At 67.8% G+C, this 19002-nt stretch carries 15 protein-coding genes and 1 pseudogene; 5 read left to right on the top strand and 11 right to left on the bottom strand.

Features of this window, described 5'->3' with window-relative positions:
- Positions 1-27 precede the first annotated feature (27 nt).
- Both ACHMW8_RS21425 and ACHMW8_RS21420 read right to left on the bottom strand, forming a co-directional pair.
- A complete protein-coding gene (locus ACHMW8_RS21425) occupies positions 28-603 on the bottom strand; it encodes an RNA polymerase sigma factor (protein ID WP_395443727.1) in 576 nt (191 codons plus the stop codon).
- 643 nt (positions 604-1246) lie between these two features.
- The gene (locus ACHMW8_RS21420; RefSeq protein ID WP_395443726.1) at positions 1247-1453 is read right to left on the bottom strand and encodes a hypothetical protein; all 207 of its coding nucleotides are present in this window, start codon (positions 1451-1453) and stop codon (positions 1247-1249) included.
- Between the two features lie 56 nt (positions 1454-1509).
- On the opposite strand from ACHMW8_RS21420, the gene ACHMW8_RS21415 reads away from it, so the two are divergent.
- The gene (locus ACHMW8_RS21415; RefSeq protein WP_395443725.1) at positions 1510-2349 is read left to right on the top strand and encodes a PLP-dependent cysteine synthase family protein; all 840 of its coding nucleotides are present in this window, start codon (positions 1510-1512) and stop codon (positions 2347-2349) included.
- 237 nt (positions 2350-2586) lie between these two features.
- Here the strand turns inward: ACHMW8_RS21415 and ACHMW8_RS21410 are convergent, their stop codons facing one another.
- Complete coding sequence (locus ACHMW8_RS21410) at positions 2587-4014, bottom strand: Do family serine endopeptidase (protein WP_395443724.1); 1428 nt, start codon at positions 4012-4014, stop codon at positions 2587-2589.
- 188 nt (positions 4015-4202) lie between these two features.
- Positions 4203-5618 (bottom strand): DUF2254 domain-containing protein, encoded by a 1416-nt coding sequence (locus ACHMW8_RS21405; RefSeq protein ID WP_395443723.1) that lies wholly within the window; start codon positions 5616-5618, stop codon positions 4203-4205.
- Positions 5619-6234: 616 nt separating this feature from the next.
- On the opposite strand from ACHMW8_RS21405, the gene ACHMW8_RS21400 reads away from it, so the two are divergent.
- On the top strand, positions 6235-8385 hold the full coding sequence (locus tag ACHMW8_RS21400) for a methyl-accepting chemotaxis protein (protein ID WP_395443722.1): 2151 nt from the start codon (positions 6235-6237) through the stop codon (positions 8383-8385).
- A 27-nt stretch (positions 8386-8412) separates the two neighbouring features.
- On the opposite strand, the gene ACHMW8_RS21395 is transcribed toward ACHMW8_RS21400, so the two are convergent.
- The 3 genes and pseudogenes from ACHMW8_RS21395 to ACHMW8_RS21385 all read right to left on the bottom strand — a co-directional run bounded on the left by ACHMW8_RS21395 (position 8413) and on the right by ACHMW8_RS21385 (position 12076).
- A complete protein-coding gene (locus tag ACHMW8_RS21395) occupies positions 8413-10179 on the bottom strand; it encodes a chloride channel protein (RefSeq protein ID WP_395443721.1) in 1767 nt (588 codons plus the stop codon).
- 190 nt (positions 10180-10369) lie between these two features.
- The gene (locus ACHMW8_RS21390) at positions 10370-11122 is read right to left on the bottom strand and encodes a hypothetical protein (RefSeq protein WP_395443720.1); all 753 of its coding nucleotides are present in this window, start codon (positions 11120-11122) and stop codon (positions 10370-10372) included.
- A gap of 8 nt (positions 11123-11130) precedes the next feature.
- Positions 11131-12076 (bottom strand): annotated as a pseudogene (locus ACHMW8_RS21385) (MBL fold metallo-hydrolase).
- Positions 12077-12156: 80 nt separating this feature from the next.
- Between ACHMW8_RS21385 and ACHMW8_RS21380 the strand changes: the two are divergent.
- The gene (locus ACHMW8_RS21380) at positions 12157-12930 is read left to right on the top strand and encodes a sulfite exporter TauE/SafE family protein (RefSeq protein ID WP_125158250.1); all 774 of its coding nucleotides are present in this window, start codon (positions 12157-12159) and stop codon (positions 12928-12930) included.
- Between the two features lie 47 nt (positions 12931-12977).
- Here the strand turns inward: ACHMW8_RS21380 and ACHMW8_RS21375 are convergent, their stop codons facing one another.
- The gene (locus ACHMW8_RS21375; protein ID WP_395443719.1) at positions 12978-13907 is read right to left on the bottom strand and encodes a LysR family transcriptional regulator; all 930 of its coding nucleotides are present in this window, start codon (positions 13905-13907) and stop codon (positions 12978-12980) included.
- A gap of 75 nt (positions 13908-13982) precedes the next feature.
- Here ACHMW8_RS21375 and ACHMW8_RS21370 point away from each other — a divergent pair, with 75 nt between their 5' ends.
- A complete protein-coding gene (locus ACHMW8_RS21370) occupies positions 13983-15011 on the top strand; it encodes a YeiH family protein (protein ID WP_395443718.1) in 1029 nt (342 codons plus the stop codon).
- On the opposite strand, the gene ACHMW8_RS21365 is transcribed toward ACHMW8_RS21370, so the two are convergent.
- The 3 genes from ACHMW8_RS21365 to ACHMW8_RS21355 all read right to left on the bottom strand — a co-directional run bounded on the left by ACHMW8_RS21365 (position 14998) and on the right by ACHMW8_RS21355 (position 18048).
- Entirely contained in the window at positions 14998-16245 is a 1248-nt protein-coding gene (locus ACHMW8_RS21365; RefSeq protein ID WP_395443717.1) for a mechanosensitive ion channel family protein, read from the bottom strand. The two genes, ACHMW8_RS21370 and ACHMW8_RS21365, sit on opposite strands and share 14 nt — an antisense overlap.
- Positions 16246-16285: 40 nt before the next feature.
- Positions 16286-16645, bottom strand: coding sequence for a hypothetical protein (locus ACHMW8_RS21360; protein ID WP_395443716.1), 360 nt, complete (start codon positions 16643-16645; stop codon positions 16286-16288).
- A gap of 107 nt (positions 16646-16752) precedes the next feature.
- On the bottom strand, positions 16753-18048 hold the full coding sequence (locus ACHMW8_RS21355; RefSeq protein ID WP_395443715.1) for an SLC13 family permease: 1296 nt from the start codon (positions 18046-18048) through the stop codon (positions 16753-16755).
- A 93-nt stretch (positions 18049-18141) separates the two neighbouring features.
- Here ACHMW8_RS21355 and ACHMW8_RS21350 point away from each other — a divergent pair, with 93 nt between their 5' ends.
- The gene (locus ACHMW8_RS21350) at positions 18142-18987 is read left to right on the top strand and encodes a hypothetical protein (protein WP_125158256.1); all 846 of its coding nucleotides are present in this window, start codon (positions 18142-18144) and stop codon (positions 18985-18987) included.
- Positions 18988-19002 lie beyond the last annotated feature (15 nt).

Here is a 19002-nt window from a genome sequence, read left to right as displayed (position 1 = left end):
CCTTGGGGGCGTGGTCCAGCGCGGCGATCAGCTTAGGGCTGGGGCCGCGCTCATGGCCAGGCGACGCCCCCGGGCGCCCGCGCCCCAGCCATCCGTGATCGGATCATCGCGGTCGTGGAGCTGGACCGACAGTGTGTTGAGCGCCCGGGTGATGTGCTTTTCGACGGCGCTGGTGGAGATGCCGTGGCTTGCGGCCACCTGCTTGAGGCTCTGGCCCTCCAGGCGCACGGCCAGGAAGATTTCGCGCGTCCTCTGAGGCAGGAGCGCCAGGGCCGCCCGGGCCGCCCGCACCTCCTCGCGCGCCTGCAGGATGCGGATCGGCGAAAGGTCGTCGCGAGGATGGGTTTCGGGCGACAGCTCGCAATGGTGATGGACGCAGCGCGAACGGTTGCGCCGGTAGAGATCCACCAGGGTCGAGCGGACCACCTGGTAGAAGTAGCGCTTGGGAAAGCGGATGTCCCAGCGGGCGTCGCGGGTATGAAGCTTCAGCATCACGTCCTGCACGACGTCGTCGATCTCGCCTCTGTCGAGCCGTTTGGACAGATAGCTCTTCAATTCCGGCACATAGCGCCAAAAGTAATCGGCGGGGCTCTTGATGAGCAAAGTGTCGAGCTCGGTCCTCGTAGAAATATAGTCGGACGCCAGCTGAGCCCCTAAAGCAGATTGCGACACCTTGTAACGCCCCCAGTCACGCGACCTATTGTCTTACTAATCTCAGAGTTGTCTTTATCTGTTGTTCGGCGCGGAGGCGTGGCCTGCGGTCTTGCTGACGCCTCTGCGAACCTTGTTCGTCACTGAACTGTTTCATAGAGGCGGCTGTGGTGTCATCCCAAACTGGATCGCTAGAAACTCCATCTGGTGGACAAAATTCCAATATTCCCGATCTGTATGGGTTTTTGTTCGGGCTTGTCGGTCGTAGGTGGGAATCTGTCTGGCTGTGTTCCGCCAGGCGTTTGAGCTGCGACCGATACCTCAAGTCTCGTTCTTATTGGCGTCGATCGCGTGGGATAAAACTATCGCGCTTCGGTCATTTCCTGGGAAATTTTGGGAAGACATTTGGCGCGGCGCTAGGCAGGTTCTGCGGCCTTGATCGAGGGTCTTGGCATGAGCGTTGCCCACCAAGCTGATTTGGCGCCGTCGGCGCCCAGGCCAGGGCGCTCGGGTCGCGGCCGTAGCGGGCGGCGGACCGTACCGGTTTGGCGCGGCCTGGCCGGTCAAGCCTGACGCTTTCAGGCGGGCCGTTCCGCTACGACAACAACAAAGGTCTTGTCATGCTTGCCAGTTCGATCGGCGCGGCCGACACGCGGCGTTTCGCCAAGGCGCCGAACGCGCCCGCAAGGGGTTGCGACCAGGCGATCGCCGCGCTTTCGGCCATGTCGGGTCTTGTCGGGCGCACGCCGCTACTGGCGATCGACCTGCTGTGGCGGGGCCGACCCGCGACGGTCTTCGCCAAGGCTGAGCTCTATAACCTCACCGGCAGCATCAAGGACCGGATGGCCTGCAGCATCATTGGCGCGGCCTACGAGCGTCGCGAGCTGGCGCCGGGGCAGGAGATCGTTCGAGGCCACCAGCGGCAACGCCGGCATCGCCCTGGCCGCGCTCGGCCAGGCGCTCGGTCACCCGGTGACCATCTTCATGCCCGACTGGATCAGCCTGGAGCGCCGCGCCCTGCTGACAAGCCATGGCGCGACCGTGCGCCTGGTGTCGAAGGCCGAGGGCGGCTTCATCGGATCTGTGCGCATGGCCGAGGCCTACGCCAGCGCCAGGGGCGCGTTCCTGTCGCGCCAGTTCGCCAACGATGACAACTGGCGGGCGCACTATCATGGCACGGCCGAGGAGTTGCTGACCCAGATGGCCGCCGAAGGCCTTGAGCCCGACGCTTTCGTCGCCGGCGTGGGGACCGGCGGAACGGTGATGGGGTTCGCGCGGCTGTTTCGCGACCGGCGGCTGGCCGCCAGCGTCCATCCGGTCGAGCCGGCCGAGTCGCCGACCCTCTCCACCGGTCACAAGGTCGGGGCCCACCGCATCCAGGGCGTTTCCGACGAGTTCATTCCCGACATCGTCAAGCTCAACGAACTGGGGCCGGTGATCGCCGTGCATGACGGCGACGCCATCCTGATGGCTCAGAAGGTCGCTCGGCAACTGGGTTTGGGCGTGGGCATTTCAAGCGGCGCCGACCTGATCGCCGCGATCAAGGTTCTGGAGGGCGGCCGGCCCGACGCCAGGGTCGCGACCGTGCTTTGCGACAATCACGCCCGCTATCTCTCCACCGCCCTGGCCCAGGAAGAGCCCATGCGACCCGAGTATTTGAGCCAGCACGTCGAACTGGTCGGCTGGCGGGCGCTATAGGCGGGCAGGGCGGCGGCGCCGTCCGCCGGTTTGGCGAGGTCGCCGTGCCGGGAGAGCCGGGGAGCGACGGTGATCGCGCGCATCATGTCTCCCGAGGCTGGGCCGCGACGCTCGGGCCTTGCGAAGTCCGACGCGCCGCCGCCCAAAAACCGCTCAACAAGTATCGCTTCGTGAGGCATTGCGTTCGGCGTCGCGCCAGCGGCCCGTATGCCTCGGCGGGGAGGAGCGCCTCGGAGTCTAGGGGGAGATCGTGACGGGGACGAAGAGGGACCGACCCTCGCGTAGAATCCGCAGGAGCACCGCCTGACGACCATGCTGGCGCGCTTCATCGACGGCGGCTCGCAAGTCCGCCTGGCTCGACAGGTTGCGGCCCGACGCGCGGGTGATGACGTCGCCGGCCCGCAAGCCTCTGTCGGCCGCGTCGCTCCCGGGCGCGACCCGCTCGATCAACAGGCCGCCGAAATCGGCCTGCAGCCCCAGGCGACGCCGGGCGTCCGGGTCGAGCGGTCGAACCGAAAGGCCCAGCACCGCCTCGCTCTTGGCGGACGGCTGTCCCGGCGTGGTCTCGGAGGGGCGCAGGCCGGCCACGAGATCCAGCTGAAGCGTACGGCCTCCACGCAACACGTCCAGGCGGAGGCGCTCGCCCGGTCGGGCCTGTCCCACGCGACGGGTCAGATCGGCGTTGGACTCCAAGGTCTGACCGTTCAGGGCCAACACCGCATCGCCCGCCTTGACGCCGGCCTTGTCGGCCGGCCCACCGGGCGTCACCTCCGCGACCAGCGCTCCCTTGCGGCCTTGCGCGCCGAGACTTTCGGCGATGTCGGGAGTGAGATCCTGGATCGTGGCGCCGATGAAGCCGCGCGTGATGCTTCCCGAGGCGATCAACTGCTTGGTGATCCGGTCGGCCAGGTCAGCGGGTATGGCGAAGCCAATGCCGACCGAGCCGCCGGAGGGCGAGAAGATCGCGGTATTGACTCCGATCACCCGGCCCCAGATGTCGAAGGTCGGGCCGCCAGAATTACCGCGATTGATCGACGCGTCGATCTGAAGGTAGTCGACATAGGCTGCGCCAATGTCGCGACCGTCCGCCGACACGATGCCCGAGGTGGCCGTGCCGCCCAGGCCAAAGGGGTTGCCCACCGCGATGACCCAGTCGCCGACGCGCGGGCGGGCGGAGGCCTCGAAACTGACATGAGCGAAGCCGTCGCCCTCGACCTTGAGCACGGCCAGGTCGGTCAAGGCGTCCCGGCCAACGACGCGCGCGTCCAGCTCACGCCCGTCGTTGAGGCGCACGCTGACCTTGGTGGCGTTCTCGATGACGTGATTGTTGGTGACGAGATAGCCGCTGGCCGAGATGAAGAACCCCGAGCCGGCGATCCTGGCGTCGGGAAGCTTGCGCCCGTCGTCCGGGGCGCCAAAGCGGAAGGGAAACGGAAGTTCGGGGAAGCCTTGGGGGATGTCGGTCGGCGGCGTCGCGGGCCGCCGTGCTTCGATGGACACCACCGCCGGGGCCACGCGCTGGATGATATCGGCGAAACTGCCGGGCGCGGCGGCGGGCTGGGCGGGCGGAATTTGCGCGGCGGCCTGGCGCGGAAGGACCGGCGCGGCGGCCAGGACGACCATCAGGGCGGCGGAAAGGGCTGTGCTCTTCTTTGATGGGTTCATGACTCGATCATTGAACGTCAAGGGTGGTGAGGGGCAGAGCCGGTCCCGGCCGGCCGCGGGCTTGGAGGCCTTCGGCCGCTTCCAGAGGCCGCCGACCATGCCGGTGACCAGACGCCTCGCCCCGGATAGGTCACGAAGCGCGGCCTGTCTCGTAAAAACATCGTGAGGCGATGTAACTCTCGCGGAAGCTAGCCGATTCCCCCGAGCCAGGCCGCGCTGTCGCGCAGGCGACGCTTATAATCGGGTTCGGCCAAGGCCGCCCGCAGTTGGGCTGCCCGCAGGATCACCTGTTCGAGATTGAACCCGGCCAGGCGGGGGCGCGCCAGATCCACGAGCCTTTCGCCGTGGTCGCCGATGAGTCTCAGCCGGCCGGGATCATCGCAGCCGAGCGACACCGCGCCGAGCGCCCGGATGAATCCGAGCGCGGCGACCATGTCCCCGGCGCAGTATTGGGCCAGGGCTCCGAAGCCGCGCTCCATGTAGGTCTCGAAGGTCACGGGATGGGTGATCACCCGCAGCGCGCCATCGGCGTCCATTCTGAGGGGGGACGGCAATTGACGTCGCGCCAGATCAGAGCAGGCCGCCCCCAGCCAGTCCAGGCAGGTCAAGGCCGTGAACGGGTCGTTGACGCCTGGCGACAAGGCGCGGCCAGCGATCTCGACGAGTTCGTCGATCAGAAACCGCAGATCCTGCAGCGCCGTGCGCCTGGAGCCGACGGCGAAGGCTTTGGTCACCGACGCGGCGCTGGCTTCATCGTAGCGCTCCGGCGGCCAGGCCTCCACGATCGTGCGACCTTCCTGGATGAAATCGCCCGGCTGATGCTGCAGCCGCAGCACCAGGTCGTGTTCACGGGCGAACGCCATCAAGGCCTCGTCCTCCACCACCTGCAGGTAGCCGGTGCTCGGGGCGGCGATCAGGGCCCGGTTGGCGGCGTCTGCGGCGCTGGCGTCCAGCCGGAACGCGGTGGGAATGGGTGGCGGCTCGTCGTCGCCGGCTCGATCAGGAGCGGCGGCGCCGATGAAGTCGGGATAGCGGCGTCCGATGCCCGCGAGCAGGCGGTCGCCCACGTCCTCGACGACCCGGTTGATATGCAACTGACGCGGCACGTGATGAATGAAGAAGATCAGCACAGCGATCGAGCAGAGCGCCAGGGCCACGCCGACCAGAAGGGCGAGGTTGGGGACGAAGCCGCCTTGGGCGCCCGCCTCGTCGGCCGAGCGGATCGTCCGTAGGATCAGCAGACAATAGACGAAGGTCGCGATGAAGGTGCCCAGCGTGACCTGGTTGCCTCGATCGCTCATGAAGTTGCTGAGCAGTCGGGGGCCATACTGGCCCGAGGCGTAAACGACCGCGGCGATGGTCACCGAAAACACCGTCCCGGCCACGGTGATCATCGAACTGCTGATCACCGACAACACCTGTCGCGCGCCATTGGGACGCGCAGCGTAGAGCCAGGGCAAGCCGTCCATCCAGCCTGACACGGCGTGGGTGTCGGCGAAGATCATGCCGGCGGCCAGAGCGATGGCGGCCAGCACCATGATCGAGGGCAAGAACCAGTAGCTGCCCTGCAGATCGTCGGCCAGCTTGAGCAAGGTGGATCTCATCGGTCGGGCTCCTCGGCGAGCACGCTCGGCGCCGAGGAAGGCAACGCTTGGAGCGGCAAGATGCTGCACGCTTCGTCTGGCGACTGGCGACTGGCGACTGGCGACTGGTGCCGCGGGCGAGCTTGGGGTTTTGGGGGAGCGACCGAGGTTCGGCCTGGTCGGCCATGTGCGGCCTCGACCCTCATCTTCGCGAGGGGCGATCGGCGGTCCGTCCAAGACCCTTGAAGCCGTTCTCAAGGATGAAGCGCTGTTAAGAGGCGGGATAGGTGTCGCAGTGCTAACCGACGCGTTCACTGTCTCTATTGAGGGTGGTGTTTCACCTTGGGCATGATGTCGCGCCCCAATTTACGGTAAATCGGAATTCTATAAGGCAGATTATTTGAAGATTCTGGTATTATCTCAATTTTATCGCTGTAATCTATATGGCAACATTCTCTCTTCTGCAGCATATGTATTGATCGATCGATAGACTTTCGGGTTCTGAAAGTAGCTCAATATTGACTCCACTTTATCGTGTGCGTCAAACGGTCGCTATCGCTTTGATTTAACGGTTGCGGTGCATTTGAGCCTTAAGGTTAACCCCCGACGCGAATGGGATCCGGAGGGAGTCGGGGCGATGTTGATCAAGCATCGGATGCTTGCGGCCGTGATGGCGCCGCTTCTTGTTCTATCGGTTCTGAGCGCCGGAATCTGTGTCGGTCTTGGCGAGCGGTACCTGTCCGCGGGCGCGGCCGTGCGGTCGATCGCCTTGGCTGGCCCCATCAATGCGGCGGTCGATGCGCTCCAGGTCGAACGGGGCGTGACCTCGGGCATGATGGGCGCCGTCGATCGTTCCGCTTTCGTGGGCAAGGTTTCCAAGGCGCGCGCGGCGAGCGACGCGGCGCTTGCGGCGCTTGACGACATTCGCGGGACCGGCGCGCGCGACGGCCGGATGGGGGAGGCTCTGGACGCGGCCTGGGCCCGCATCGAGGCCCTGAAGACGCTGCGCGCCAAGGCCGACGCGCCGGACGGCGATCGCGCGGCGGTCGTCGGCGACTATAGCCGCGCGATCGATGGCCTGATCGGTTCGGCCGAGAAGATCGATGTCGCCAATCTCGGCGGCGAGACGTCGGATGCGGCGAACGCCTATTCGGCCCTGATGCGGGCCAAGGAGGCGGCCGGGCAGGAGCGGGCGGCCGGGGCCGCGGGCTTCGCCGGGGACCGCTTCGCGCCCGGCGTCTTGTCCAAGATGCGCGCCCTCGAAGGCGAGCAGAAGGGTTGGCTGGGAGACGCCTGCCGCGAGCGCCCGCCGCTGTGCGACGCGGTCAAGGCGGTGGAAGCCAGCCCTGTCGGCTTGAAGGTCGTCGCGATGCGCGATCAGGCCCTCGCGGCCGTTCGCGACGGCGCCAAGGCTCCGGTAACGGGACCGGCCTGGTTCGACGCGGCCACCGCGCGCATCGCCCGCTATGGCGAGATACTGAAATCCGAAAACGAGGCTCTGCAGGCGATGGCCCATGAGGCGGGCCGGCGCGCGCTCTACGCCCTGGTCGCGGCGGTCGCGCTGACGGTGGCGGGGGGCGCGGTGATCCTGTTCGTCTGCCACCAGGTCTGCGCCAGCATCCTCAAGCCCCTGGGCGAGCAGACGGGCGCCATGCGCCAGATGGCGAACGGCGAGATCGAGATCGAGATTCCCGGCAAGGCGCGGCGCGACGAGTTCGCGGCCATGGCCTCGGCCCTGACCGTGTTCCAGGCCAACGAGCGCGCCCGGCGAGAGGGCGAGGCCCAGCGCGAGCGTGAACGCGTCGAGGCCGACCAGGCCATGGAACGTGCCCGTCGTCAGGCCCAGGCCGCCATCGAGGCGGCGGTCAACAGCGCGTTCGGCGGGGCGCTCAAGCGCCTCGCGCAGGGCGACCTGAGCAGCCGGGTCGACGGGGAGGTGCCTGACGCCTTCCGTCCGCTGCAGGCTGACTTCAATAGCGCCGCCGAGTCGCTCCGCGCGACCATGAGCGGGCTGATCGCTGTTTCCGGAGGGGTCAGCTCGGCGTCCGGGGAGATCCGCTCGGCGGCCGACGACCTGTCGCGGCGCACGGAGCTGCAGGCCGCCTCGCTGGAGGAAGCCGCCGCGGCGCTGCACGAGGTGAGCCAGTCGGTTACGACCGCCGCGGCCGCCGCGGGCGCGGTGCGCGACTATCTGGGCGAGATGCGTGGCGTGGCCACCAGCGCGCGCGACATCGTTCAGGAGACCTCGGCGGCGGTGTCGGGCATCGAGCGCTCGGCCAACCAGATCGGCTCGATCGTCGGGGTCATCGACGAGATCGCCTTCCAGACCAACCTGCTGGCTCTGAACGCCGGGGTCGAGGCGGCCCGGGCCGGCGAGAGCGGCAAGGGCTTCGCGGTGGTCGCCCAGGAAGTCCGCGCCTTGGCTCAACGTTCGGCCGAGGCTGCAAAGGAGATCAAGGCGCTGATCCAGGACAGCAACGCCCAGGTCCAGAACGGCGTCGAGAAGTCGGCTGCTTCCGGCCAGGCTCTGGAGGAGATCGTCGAGCGCGTTGGTGCATTGGTCGAGCGCATCAGCGAGATCGCCGCCTCGTCGCGCGAACAGTCGGCCAGCCTCGGCCAGGTGACCGAGGCGATCAGCGAACTGGACGGCGTCACCCAGCAGAACGCGGCGATGGTCGAGGAAGCGACGGCCGCGGCCAACACCCTGGCGCGCGAGGCGCGCGGCATGAGCGAGATGATGTCCGCCTTCGTCCTCGACAGATCCGATGAGCAGCGGGAGGCAGCCTGAGGCGAATGCGCGCGCCGGTGACGACAACTAGGCTTCGCCGGTCAGGTCTCGCCGAACCTTTTCGAGCTCCTCGGCGTAGCGCCGCGTGGCGTGGGCCTCCGACACCAGGCCGATCACCCGCCGTTCGGCGTCGACCACGGCCAGCTCATCGGCCTCGGTGCTGTCGAACGCCCGCATCACTTCCTTGATCGACTGGTCCGGCGTCAGGGCCGCGTCGGGATTGACCGCCAGCACCGAGACCGGTCGCTCGTCGCCGCCCGGATCGGCGTAGGCCAGGGCCGTGACGATCACTCCGGCATAGTGTTCGGCCTCGTCGATCATAACCACCCGCCGTGTCGAGCCCAGGGGAAAGCGGCGGCGAAACTCGGCCAAGGTCGTTGTCGACGCCGTGGTCTGGACGTCCTTGCGCATCATCCGCCCCGCCGTCAGGGGGCGCAGCCAGCTGACGTCATGGGCGCTGCGGATGGTTTCGCCGCGCAGGTGCAGTCGCCAGGTCGAGAAGGAATAGCCGAAGGTTTCGCGCACGATGGTGCTGGCGATCAGCGAGGCCACGAGCGCGGCGGCCGTCACCGTGAAATCGCCCGTCGCCTCCAGGACGAGAAATGACATGGTGAAAGGCCCTCCGACCACCGCCACGGCCAAGGCCGCCATGCCGACCAAGGCCGCGACGGTGGGATCAAGTCCGGGCAGCCAGGGGGCCGCCACCGATAGAGCCGAGACCGTCTGACCGATCAGGGCGCCCAGAAACAGCGAGGCGAAGAAGAGCCCGCCCCGAAAGCCAAAGCTCAAGGACAGCACCGAGGCCAGGGCCTTGAGGGCCACGAGCATCAGCAGGGTCTTGAGGCCAAGATCGGAGATCAGGTCCAGATGTAGCGCTCCGTGTCCGGAGGACAGGATCTGGGGCGTGATCATCGCCAGGCCCGCTAGCGCCAAGCCCCCCGCGGCGGGCCGCCATCCCCGCGGCAGACCGCTGCGGACCACGCCACGTTCGGCCAGGGCCACCAGGCGCATCAAGCCGATCCCCGCCGCCGCGCAGACCAGGCCCAAAAGCGCGTAGAGGCCATAGTCGAGCCAGGATTGAACCGCTGGCGTGGTGGTTTTCAGCAGGTAGGGGATGGCGCCCATGCGACTCGCCACCAGGGCCGCAGCCAAGGCGGCGGCTGCGACCGGCGCCAGATTGGCGACCGTGTAGGCTCCGATGACGATCTCGAAGGCGTAGAAGGCGCCGGTGAGGGGCGCGCCGAACGCCGCGGCGATGGCCGCGCCGGCCCCCGCGCCCACAAGGGTGCGCATGTCGGCGCGCCGCAGGTTGAGCTTCTGGCCGGCGAATGACGCGACCGCCGCCCCGGCCTGCGCATAGGCCGCCTCGAGCCCCACCGAGGCGCCAAAGCCGTTGGAAATCAGGGTCTGGACGCAGATGAAGGCGCTGTCCTTGAGGGACAGGCGTCCGCCATGCAACGCGTTGGCCTCGACCGGGTCGACCGCCGGGCGCGGCCGGTAGGTCATCCAGGCCCAGGTCAGCAGGCCAAGCAGCAGGCCGCCCAACGGAATCGACAGCACGCGCCAGGGCGCTATGGCGCTCTGGGCGCTCAGGCGCTCACCCAGATTGATGCCGAACAACAGTCCTTGCAGGCCGTGGGCGAGCTTGGCTTGCAACACGGCCAGAGCCCCCGCCGCGACGCCGATCAGGACAGCCACCGCGATCAGCCACAGTTCGCTCGACCGCGTGCGCCGACGTAGCCATGCCAGCCAACGGGCCGTGGAGGGGGCAGGCAAGGACAGCGGCAGGGGCATAACGGGCTCGCGAAAACGATGGATCGGCGAGACCCAAGCCAGGACCCGTAGCCAGCGCAAGTTCCAGTGGCGTACTGCCTAGACGGTGCGAGAAGACCTCGTCAATCAAGCCGGGTAAGGAACGGCGCGACCAAGCAATTGGGCGCGGCCGAGCCCGACGGTCGAGGCGTCGATCGTCAGGCCTCGATTGTCATGGGCGCGCGCCCACCGTGATCTTCCACTCGAACATACCGGCGTTGGCCGTCTTGGCGTCCATGGCGACCACGCGCAGAACATAGCGCCCCGGCGCAAGCTTCGGCGTGGTCGCGGCGTACTCGCCGGTGCGGCCGGTGAAGGCCAGAGGTATGTCGGCGGCGAGACGGCCCTTCCGTGTCAATCGGGCCTGGACCGTATAGTTGGCCGCGTCCCAGAGACCGCCGCTTTCGATGGGACAGCCGCACATCAGGGCGACCTTCGCCGTCAGAGTCACCTCACCGTCGACCGAGGTGCTGGCGCTTGGTTCGACGACAAGCCCGGGCAAGGTGAGGATCCAACCGTCGCCCAGGACATCGTGACCCGGAATGATCCAGAGGCTGGAGGCGACCCGGATCGCGGATCCCGGCTTGCCCATGGGACCCTCGGCCTCTGCCCGCACCAGGGTCGGGGCCTTCAGATCCAGCACCGCCTCGAAGCCGGCGGTCGCCGCATCGGTCACGCCGTCCCCGCGCGTCCTGGGCGCGCGCATGATCCGCTGGGTGTCGCCCGTACCGCCCCTGGTCAGGCCCCTGGCCAGAACCGCGCCGGTTCGCGTGTCCTTCAGCGTGATCGCCACCCCGCCCATATGATCGCCGATGAACTTGGCGTCGAGCGCTTGGGCCCGAACCATGACGCGGGTCGGCTCGGCCTGGACGGCCATTGGCGCGGTGAGGAGAAGCGCAGCGGTCAGGGCGAGAAGTTTGGGCATGGCGCGGGTCACACGGCGTTGAGAGGGATCTTCAGATAGCGCACGCCATTGTCTTCCGGCTCGGGAAAGTGGCCGCCGCGCATGTTGACCTGCACCGAGGGCAGGATCAGCCGGGGCATGTCCAGGGTTCGGTCACGGGCCTCACGCAGGGCCACGAACTCGGCCTGGGCGACGCCCTGGTGGACATGGACATTGTCATGGCGCTGGGCGCCGATCGTGGTTTCCCAGGCGAAGACCTCGCGGCCCGGGGCCTTGTAGTCATGGCACAGGAAGACCCGCGTCGCGTCGGGGAGCGCCAGCAGGCGTTGGATGGACGAAAACAGTGTCGCCGCGTCCCCGCCGGGGAAGTCGCAGCGGGCGGTCCCGTAGTCGGGCATGAAGAGGGTGTCGCCCACGAACACGGCGTCGCCGATCACATAGGCCATGCAGGCGGGCGTATGGCCTGGCACATGCAGGGCCAGGCCTTGCAGCGCTCCGATCGAAAAGCGCTCTCCGTCGTGGAACAGGTGGTCGAACTGGCGGCCATCGCGCGCGAACCGCGGACCCGCATTGAACAGGTCTCCGAACGTCTCCTGAACTTGGACGATCTTCTCCCCGATCGCCAGGCGGCCGCCCAAGGCGTTCTGCAGAAAAAGGGGCGGCCGACAGATGGTCGGCGTGGGCGTGGGTCTCCAACTGCCAGGCGACCTCCAGCCCTTGGTCGCGGACATAGGCGATCACGGCGTCGGCTGAGTCGTGCGCCGTGCGGCCCGACGCGGGATCATAGTCCAAGACGCTGTCGATAATGGCGCACGCCGACGAGGCGGGATCACGAACGACATAGCTGACCGTGAAGGTCGCCTCGTCGAAGAAGGCTCGCACCTGCGGCCGCGAGGCGTGCGCGCCCAGCGCCTGTTCGATGATCGAGGTCGCCTCGGCCAAGGCGGTGTCGGGCGGCGAAATCGGTTGGGGCATTAAGGACCTCCGGGCTCCGGTATCGACAAACCATTTATATGCGAATATATGAATATACAAGTCTCGTCGAGTTGGCGCACATGTCCTTGTTCATGATCGTATCGGCACTGCTGAGCGGCGCGCTCGTCGGCGCGCTGCTGGGCCTGTTCGGCGGCGGCGGCTCGGTGCTGGCGACGCCGCTCTTGCTTTATGTCGTCGGCATCCGTGATCCGCACGTGGCCATCGGCACCTCGGCCGCGGCGGTGGCGGTCAACGCCGGTCTCAACCTGGTGGGTCATGGCCGGGGAGGGCGGGTCAAATGGCCCTGCGCGAGCGTGTTCGCCGGCGCGGGCCTGATCGGTTCGTTCCTGGGCTCGACCCTGGCCAAGGCGATCGATGGTCAGCGGCTGCTGCTGGGGTTCGCCTTGGCGATGGCGGCGATCGCGCTGTCGATGATGCGTCGCCCCAAGTCTCAGGGCGATCCCCTGGTCCATATAACGCCTGGCCTGATGCTGAAGCTGACGCCGCTGGGCCTGCTGACAGGGCTGGCCGCCGGGTTCTTCGGGATCGGCGGGGGATTTCTGATCGTGCCAGGGCTGATGGCGGCGACCGGCATGACCTTGGCCAACGCCACGGCCTCTTCGTTGCTGTCGGTGTCGCTGTTTGGCGCGGCCACTTCGCTGAACTACGCCGCCTCGGGCCTGATCAACTGGCCCGTCGCGGGACTTTTCATCCTGGGCGGCCTGGCGGGCGGCGCCGTTGGCGTGCGTGGCGCGGCCCTGCTGGCGGCCCACGCCCTGCCGGCGCGCAGGCTGTTCGCCAGCCTGGTGCTGGCGGTCGCGGCCTATGTCGCCTGGAATGCTCTGCGCGGCTGAGCGCCGGGCGGCGTCGAGAGCGTGATCGCGCCGGCGCTCCGGTGAGCTCAGGTGTCATTGGAGGTCGACCTGAGCTCGTCTGGCCCCTCCAGCGCCGCCGGCTGGGGTTGCAGCGCGACGATGAACGCGGCCACCGCCCGACTGGTCGAGCGCGCTCGATGCGTCAGTCTCTTGAAGCGCCGAGGGGGCAACGGCCAAGGCAGTTGCGCGATCGCGCCCGCACGTAGCCGATGCGCGGCCGCCAACTCGGAGACGGCCGTCACCAGTTCGGTTTGCTCGACCGCTTCCAGAGCCGCCTCGTTGGACGGCAATTCCAGGCAGATTCGCAGGCGATCTGGCCGAACGCCGGACTGGGCCAGTCCCGCGGTCAGGTGGTCCCGGGTTCCTGAGCCCTGGTCGCGCATCACCCACATGGCGGCTTCGAGATCCTCTCGGGTCGGCTGCCGCTCGACCAACGGATGGTCCGGCGAGACAAAGAGACCGATCCGATCGCCGCCAACCTCCTCGCCGCGGAGCAAGGCCTCTTCGATGTCGCCTTCGACGAAGGCTAGGTCGGCCTGGCCCTGCAAGACCATGGCGGCGGCCTGGGCGGAGTTGCCGACCGTCAGGCTCAATTGAATGTTGGGCGATTGGGTCGCGAACCTGGCCATACGGGGCGGCAGCCAGAAACTGGCCACCGTTTGGCTCGCGGCGATCCGCACCTCACCGCGCGCCAGGCCTGACAGGTCGTCAAGCAACTGGCGTGCCCGCCCGGCCTGGTCGAGCACAGCGGAGGCCTGCGGCAGGAACAGGCGGCCCGCCTCGGTGAGCTCCAGGCGCCGGCCGACCCGGTCGAAAAGCCGCGCGGCGTAACGTTCTTCAAGTGTGGCGATGGCCGCGCTGACCGCTGGTTGCGACAGATGCAGCCGTTCCGCGGCGCGGGTCATGCTGAGCATCTCGCCGGCGGTAACGAAGATCCGAAGCTGCTCCAAGGTCATATCATAAGCATTGCTTATGCTATTTCAAAAATCAATCGATTGGAGTTTTGATCGCCAAGCGCCGAGGTTTGGGCCATGCTCATCTCGCGCCAAGCCAAGTCCCTTGTTCCCGGTCTCCTGCTCAGCGGCCTCGTCGCCGCGGGCGCCCTCATGCTGGAGAAAATTGAGGTTCGCTTGTCCGGCCGAGCCTGGCTGGAGGCTCTGGTCCTGGCGATCTTGATCGGCGCGGTGGTGCGCACGTGCTGTGGGGCCTCGCGCCGCGCCGCGCCCGGCATTCACTTCGCCGCCAAGACCCTTCTGGAGCTGGCCGTCGTCCTGATGGGAGCGGCGGTCAGTTTCAAGACCCTCTCTTCAGTGGGCGCGCCTCTGGTGCTCGCGATCGTCGCCACCGTGGTCCTGGCGATCGCGACGAGCTTCCTGATCGGGCGCGCGATGGGGCTGCCGCTCAAAATGGCCACCTTGGTCGCGTGCGGAAACGCGATCTGCGGCAATTCGGCGATCGCCGCCGTCGCCCCGGTTATCGAAGCCGAGGACGAAGATGTCGCCACGGCCATCGCCTTCACCGCCGTTCTTGGCGTGGCCGTGGTCATCGCCTTGCCAATTCTGGCCCATGCCCTGGGCTTTTCTCCGGCGGCGGGCGGAGCCTTGGCCGGACTGACGGTCTATGCGGTTCCGCAGGTCTTGGCCGCCGCGGCGCCGTTGGGGCAGGTCGCCGTGCAGTTGGGGACCCTGGTCAAGCTTGTCCGGGTTCTGATGTTAGGCCCGGTGGTCACGGTCCTGTCGATCGTGATGGCCCGCGAAAACCAGAGGACCGACTTGGCGAGGCCCGGGTTGAGCCCCGCGCACCTGCTGCCACCGTTCATCCTGGGCTTTCTGGCCTTGGCCGGCCTCAACTCCGCCGGGTTGCTGCCCTCGGGCCTGACGGCTCGCGCCCACGAGGTCAGCCTTGGGCTGACGATCCTGGCGATGGCGGCGTTGGGCCTGGGCGTGGATCTACGCGATCTTCGCGCCGCCGGCCCGCGCGTGGTGTTCGTCGTCACGGCCTCGCTGGCGGTCCTGACGCTGATGGCCGTCACGATGGTCAAGATCGTCAATATCGCCTGATCGAGAAGGGCCGCGCGCCCCCAGTTGAGCCGCGCGACCGGCCGCCATCCAGAGGTTCAACTGGCCGTGGCGGGCGCGCGCGCCAACTCCGCGACCTGACGTTCGGGCAGCACCACCTGCAGGTGCGGGAAGGGAATCTCCACCCGGCCTCGTCGAAGGCCAGCTTGATGCGGCGATTATATTCGCGCCCGACATTCCATTGCTGCAGCGGCTGGGTCTTGATCCGCGCCTTCAGCACCACGCCGCTATCGGCGAGGCTGTCGACGCCGACAACCTCGATGGGTTCGAGGATCTTGTCGGCGAAGTCGGGATCGGATTTCAGGCGAGCGCCGACCCGCTTCATGATCGCTAGGGCGGCGTCCAGGTCGGATCCATAGGACACCTGCAGATCGAACACATAGTAGGAGAAGCTCTTGGTCAGGTTATGCAGGACCTGGGCCTCGCTGTAGGGAAACACGTGCACCGTGCCGTCGAAGTCCCGCAGGCGGATGGTGCGTAGAGTCATCTGCTCGACCAGCCCGCCGCTGTCGCCGATGCGGATGATGTCGCCGACCGAAACGATGTCCTCCACGATCAGGAAGATGCCGGTCAAGAAGTCCTTGACCAGGGTCTGGGCGCCAAAGCCAAGCGCGACGCCGACGACCCCGGCTCCGGCGAGAAGGGGGCCGATCTTCACGCCCAGTTCGCTCAGGGCCATCAGGATCGCCACGATGACGATGGCGGTTTGAGCCACGCCCCTCAGCAGCGGTGCGAGCGTGGCCAACTGGGCGCGGCGGCGCGGTTCCGCGGAATGGTCGGCGAAGCCCTCCATGCTCCGGCCGATCGCCAGGCTGACCAGTTCGAACACCGCCACCGTCGCGACCAGCAAGAGGCCGAGCCGGACCACGCCGGCCAACATCCGCGCGCCGAGCGGCGTCGCGGTCCACGTCAGCAGGTTAAAGCCCCAGATGTCGGCCACGACCAGGACGGCGGCCAGGCTGGCCAACGCCTGGACGATCCAACCCGCCAGCCGCGCCAGGCGGTTGGCGCGCACGGTCAGCTCGGCGTCGGCTGGGCCAGGGAGGCGGTGGGCGCCGACCCTGGCGATGCGCTTGGCCAAACCTCCGGCCCCGATCGCCAGCCCGACGACGACCAGGGTCAGGGCCAGGTTGAGCGCCCAGGCCAGGGCGCTGAGCTTGGCGAAATGGGACAGCAGGCCGGTCAAGGCCGCCAGGATGCGTTCGCTGGCCGTCATCGGGTGCGGGTCTCCTCGGTGAAGGTCTGGGGTAGAGGGATCAAGCCGGCGCGAACGCTTTGGACAGCGCCTGGCGCACGCGCGCCACCTGCTCGTCCGGCGCGCGCCATCCCACCGTTTCGACGGCGGAGTGGGCGGTCTCGTCCAGCATCATCGAACGGACGCCCCAATTGTCCTGCAGGGTCTGAGCCAGTTGCTCGGCGCTGCGCTGGCCGGTGGTCTGGCTGGCCAGCAGCGCCACGGTGGGGTGTGTGTGGGCGGTCACCGCCAAGGCCAGCCCCGCGGTGGTGAAGGGGCCGATGACGTTGACCCGCGCCTCATCGAGGGCGGCCATCAATCTTATGGCGCGGCCCTCGTCATCACAGATCAGAAGAATGGTCTCGTTGATGTGATCGTCCATGATCCCTCCAGCCGGTTGCTTCCGGAAAGATCGTAGAGCGATCTAATTGGGCGTGGGAACACGATGGGCTGACAATCTTGTGAGGCTTTGGCGGGGAACCTTATTGGTCAGAACGGAAAGAACATCGGGATCACCGCCAAGCCCACGGCCCAGGTGATCAGATTGAGCGGCGCGCCGATCCGTACGAAATCCAGATAGCGATAGCCGCCCATCTGATAGACCAAGACATTGGTCTGGTAGCCGAACGGCGTGGCGAAGGCGGCGCTGGCGGCCATCATCACCGCCACCAGGAAGGGGCGGGCGCTGACCCCCAGGCTCTCGGCCAAGGCCACGGCGATCGGCGTCAAGAGCACAGCCACCGCCGCGTTCGACAAAATCTCCGTCAGCAGCAAGGTCGCGCCATAGATGAGGGCCAGGGCGTAGAGCGGCCCCAGTTGCCGCAGCCAGCCGACCAGCGCGTCGGTGGCCAGCGCCGCGAGGCCCGTGACCTCCATCGACAGGCCCACCACGACCATGCCGGCGATGAGCAGGAGAATCTCGGGCCGCAAGCCCTTATAGGCGTTGTCGACGCTGATCATGCCGGTGACCACCAGCAGCACGGCCCCCGCGAACGCCGCCGCCGCGATCGGCAGCAGGCCCAGGGCCGCGACCGTGACGACCAGAACGAAGACGCCCAAGGCCGCGCCGGCCCGCAAGGGATCGAACGGCGCGTCGACCGGATAGAGGGCGGGGTCTTCCCCGGTTGGAGGATTGATCGACGCGAGCGGAACGGGAGCTTCCTGTTCGGTGGGCGAGGTCGACAGCAGCCGAGGGCCGAACACCACCATGTAGACACCGCCGACCGCGGCGATGATCAAGGCCACGGGCGTGACCTCGAACAGGCTGAACGTGGGCTGGCCGGCGTTGCGCGCCATGTCGTTGACCAGAAGATTGGTCGAGGTGCCGATGAGCGTGCAGGCCCCGCCGAGGATCGTGGCGTAGGACAGCGGGATCAGGAACCGCTTGGGCGACAGGCTGATCGACCGGGCCACGTCGCGCACCACTGGCGCGCCCAGAACCACGATCGGCGTGTTGTTCAAGAACGCCGAGGCGAGGCCGCACAGCACGATCACCAGCCAGAGGCCCGCCGCGCCCAGGCGGGAGCACAGGCGAGTCGCTCCCCGGATGACCAGGCCCAGCAGGCCCGACAGCTCCATGGCGTAGGCGATGACGAACAACGACGCCAAGGCCAGGATAGCGGGACTGGCGAAGGCGGCCTGGACCTCGACCGGGCGCACCGTCCGCGTGCCCAGGAGCACCGCGGCCCCCGCCAGGGCCACGACGTCCGACCGTAGCTTGCCGTGAATGAGGCCAGCCACGACCGCGGCCAAGACCGCCAGGGCGATGATCTGACCCGGCGTCATGGCCGATGCGCGAACCGGGCGGGACGAGCGTCAGGCGCGAACCGGAGCGAAGGCGATTGCAATCTGGACCTTGTCTTCTGCTAGGCTCGAGCCATGAGCGACAATAGACAGAGGTCCCCGGACCGCAAGTTCGCCCTGATCGCGCCGCTCGCCATCGGCGCGGCGGCGATCGTGGTTCTGGTCCTGGTGCTGACGCGCCCGGCGCCCGCGCCGCCTGCTGTGGAGGCGCCGCCGCCGCCGGTGGTCGCCGCGCCGCCAGCCAAGGTTGCTCCGGTCGCCGTGGCGTCGCGCGCTGATCTGATCCTGGCGGCGGCCAAGGCCGCGGACGCCTATGCCTCGGGTGTTTCAAGCGGCGGCGCGGATCTCGTCGGGCGGCGGTTTTCCGTGCGTCTGGCGTTCGGTTGCGCCGGTCCGGTCGCCGATCCAGGCCCCGCCCAGGCCTACTACCAGGTCGACGCCAAGGCTTCGTCCCTGCGCCTGGTCGCCCGACCCTCGACCTGGACGGACCTGCCGCTGGTTCGCGCCGCGCCCACGCCGGCGGGCACCGAGACGGTCGAGGGGTTCTGGGTCCCGCGTCCCTGGTTGACGGGCGACCAGTGCCCCAAGCGGCGCGAGGTCGCGCCGCCCGCCACGCCCACGCCGGTCGAGCAACCGAGCCTTGGCCTGGCGGTGCTGCATGGTCAGGACGCCGCGCGGACAGAGCGCCGGGGCCAACGCGCCTACGAGCATGTCCTGAAGCTGCCCCCCGAGAGCACGGCCCAGGGCAGGGTGTTCGAACTGGTCCTGGAAGGACGGATTTCGGGCTTCGCCGATGGCGCGGCGGCCCATTGCTGGAGCGAGTCGGCCGAACATCGGCCCGTCTGCCTCTATGCGGTGGAGCTCGACCGTGTCGCGTTCGAGGACGCGGACGGAGCGGTCCTGGCCGATTGGCCGCGATAGGCGTGCTGGGCGTCC

It is taken from the genome of Caulobacter sp. UC70_42 (assembly GCF_044056025.1).
Classification (GTDB): Bacteria; Pseudomonadota; Alphaproteobacteria; order Caulobacterales; family Caulobacteraceae; genus Caulobacter.
The sequence above is the reverse complement of the archived record's forward strand: the minus strand, read 5'-3'. Positions and strand labels throughout refer to the sequence as shown.

Bases quoted from the DNA above. Each gene is read 5' to 3' on its own strand.
- ACHMW8_RS21375 (WP_395443719.1), bottom strand. From the start codon at position 13,907: ATGACCTTGGAGCAGCTTCGGATCTTCGTTACCGCCGGCGAGATGCTC.
- ACHMW8_RS21410 (WP_395443724.1), bottom strand. From the start codon at position 4,014: ATGAACCCATCAAAGAAGAGCACAGCCCTTTCCGCCGCCCTGATGGTC.
- ACHMW8_RS21400 (WP_395443722.1), top strand. From the start codon at position 6,235: ATGTTGATCAAGCATCGGATGCTTGCGGCCGTGATGGCGCCGCTTCTT.
- ACHMW8_RS21370 (WP_395443718.1), top strand. From the start codon at position 13,983: ATGCTCATCTCGCGCCAAGCCAAGTCCCTTGTTCCCGGTCTCCTGCTC.
- ACHMW8_RS21350 (WP_125158256.1), top strand. From the start codon at position 18,142: ATGAGCGACAATAGACAGAGGTCCCCGGACCGCAAGTTCGCCCTGATC.
- ACHMW8_RS21360 (WP_395443716.1), bottom strand. From the start codon at position 16,645: ATGGACGATCACATCAACGAGACCATTCTTCTGATCTGTGATGACGAG.
- ACHMW8_RS21355 (WP_395443715.1), bottom strand. From the start codon at position 18,048: ATGACGCCGGGTCAGATCATCGCCCTGGCGGTCTTGGCCGCGGTCGTG.
- ACHMW8_RS21395 (WP_395443721.1), bottom strand. From the start codon at position 10,179: ATGCCCCTGCCGCTGTCCTTGCCTGCCCCCTCCACGGCCCGTTGGCTG.
- ACHMW8_RS21365 (WP_395443717.1), bottom strand. From the start codon at position 16,245: ATGACGGCCAGCGAACGCATCCTGGCGGCCTTGACCGGCCTGCTGTCC.
- ACHMW8_RS21405 (WP_395443723.1), bottom strand. From the start codon at position 5,618: ATGAGATCCACCTTGCTCAAGCTGGCCGACGATCTGCAGGGCAGCTAC.
- ACHMW8_RS21380 (WP_125158250.1), top strand. From the start codon at position 12,157: ATGTCCTTGTTCATGATCGTATCGGCACTGCTGAGCGGCGCGCTCGTC.
- ACHMW8_RS21390 (WP_395443720.1), bottom strand. From the start codon at position 11,122: ATGCCCAAACTTCTCGCCCTGACCGCTGCGCTTCTCCTCACCGCGCCA.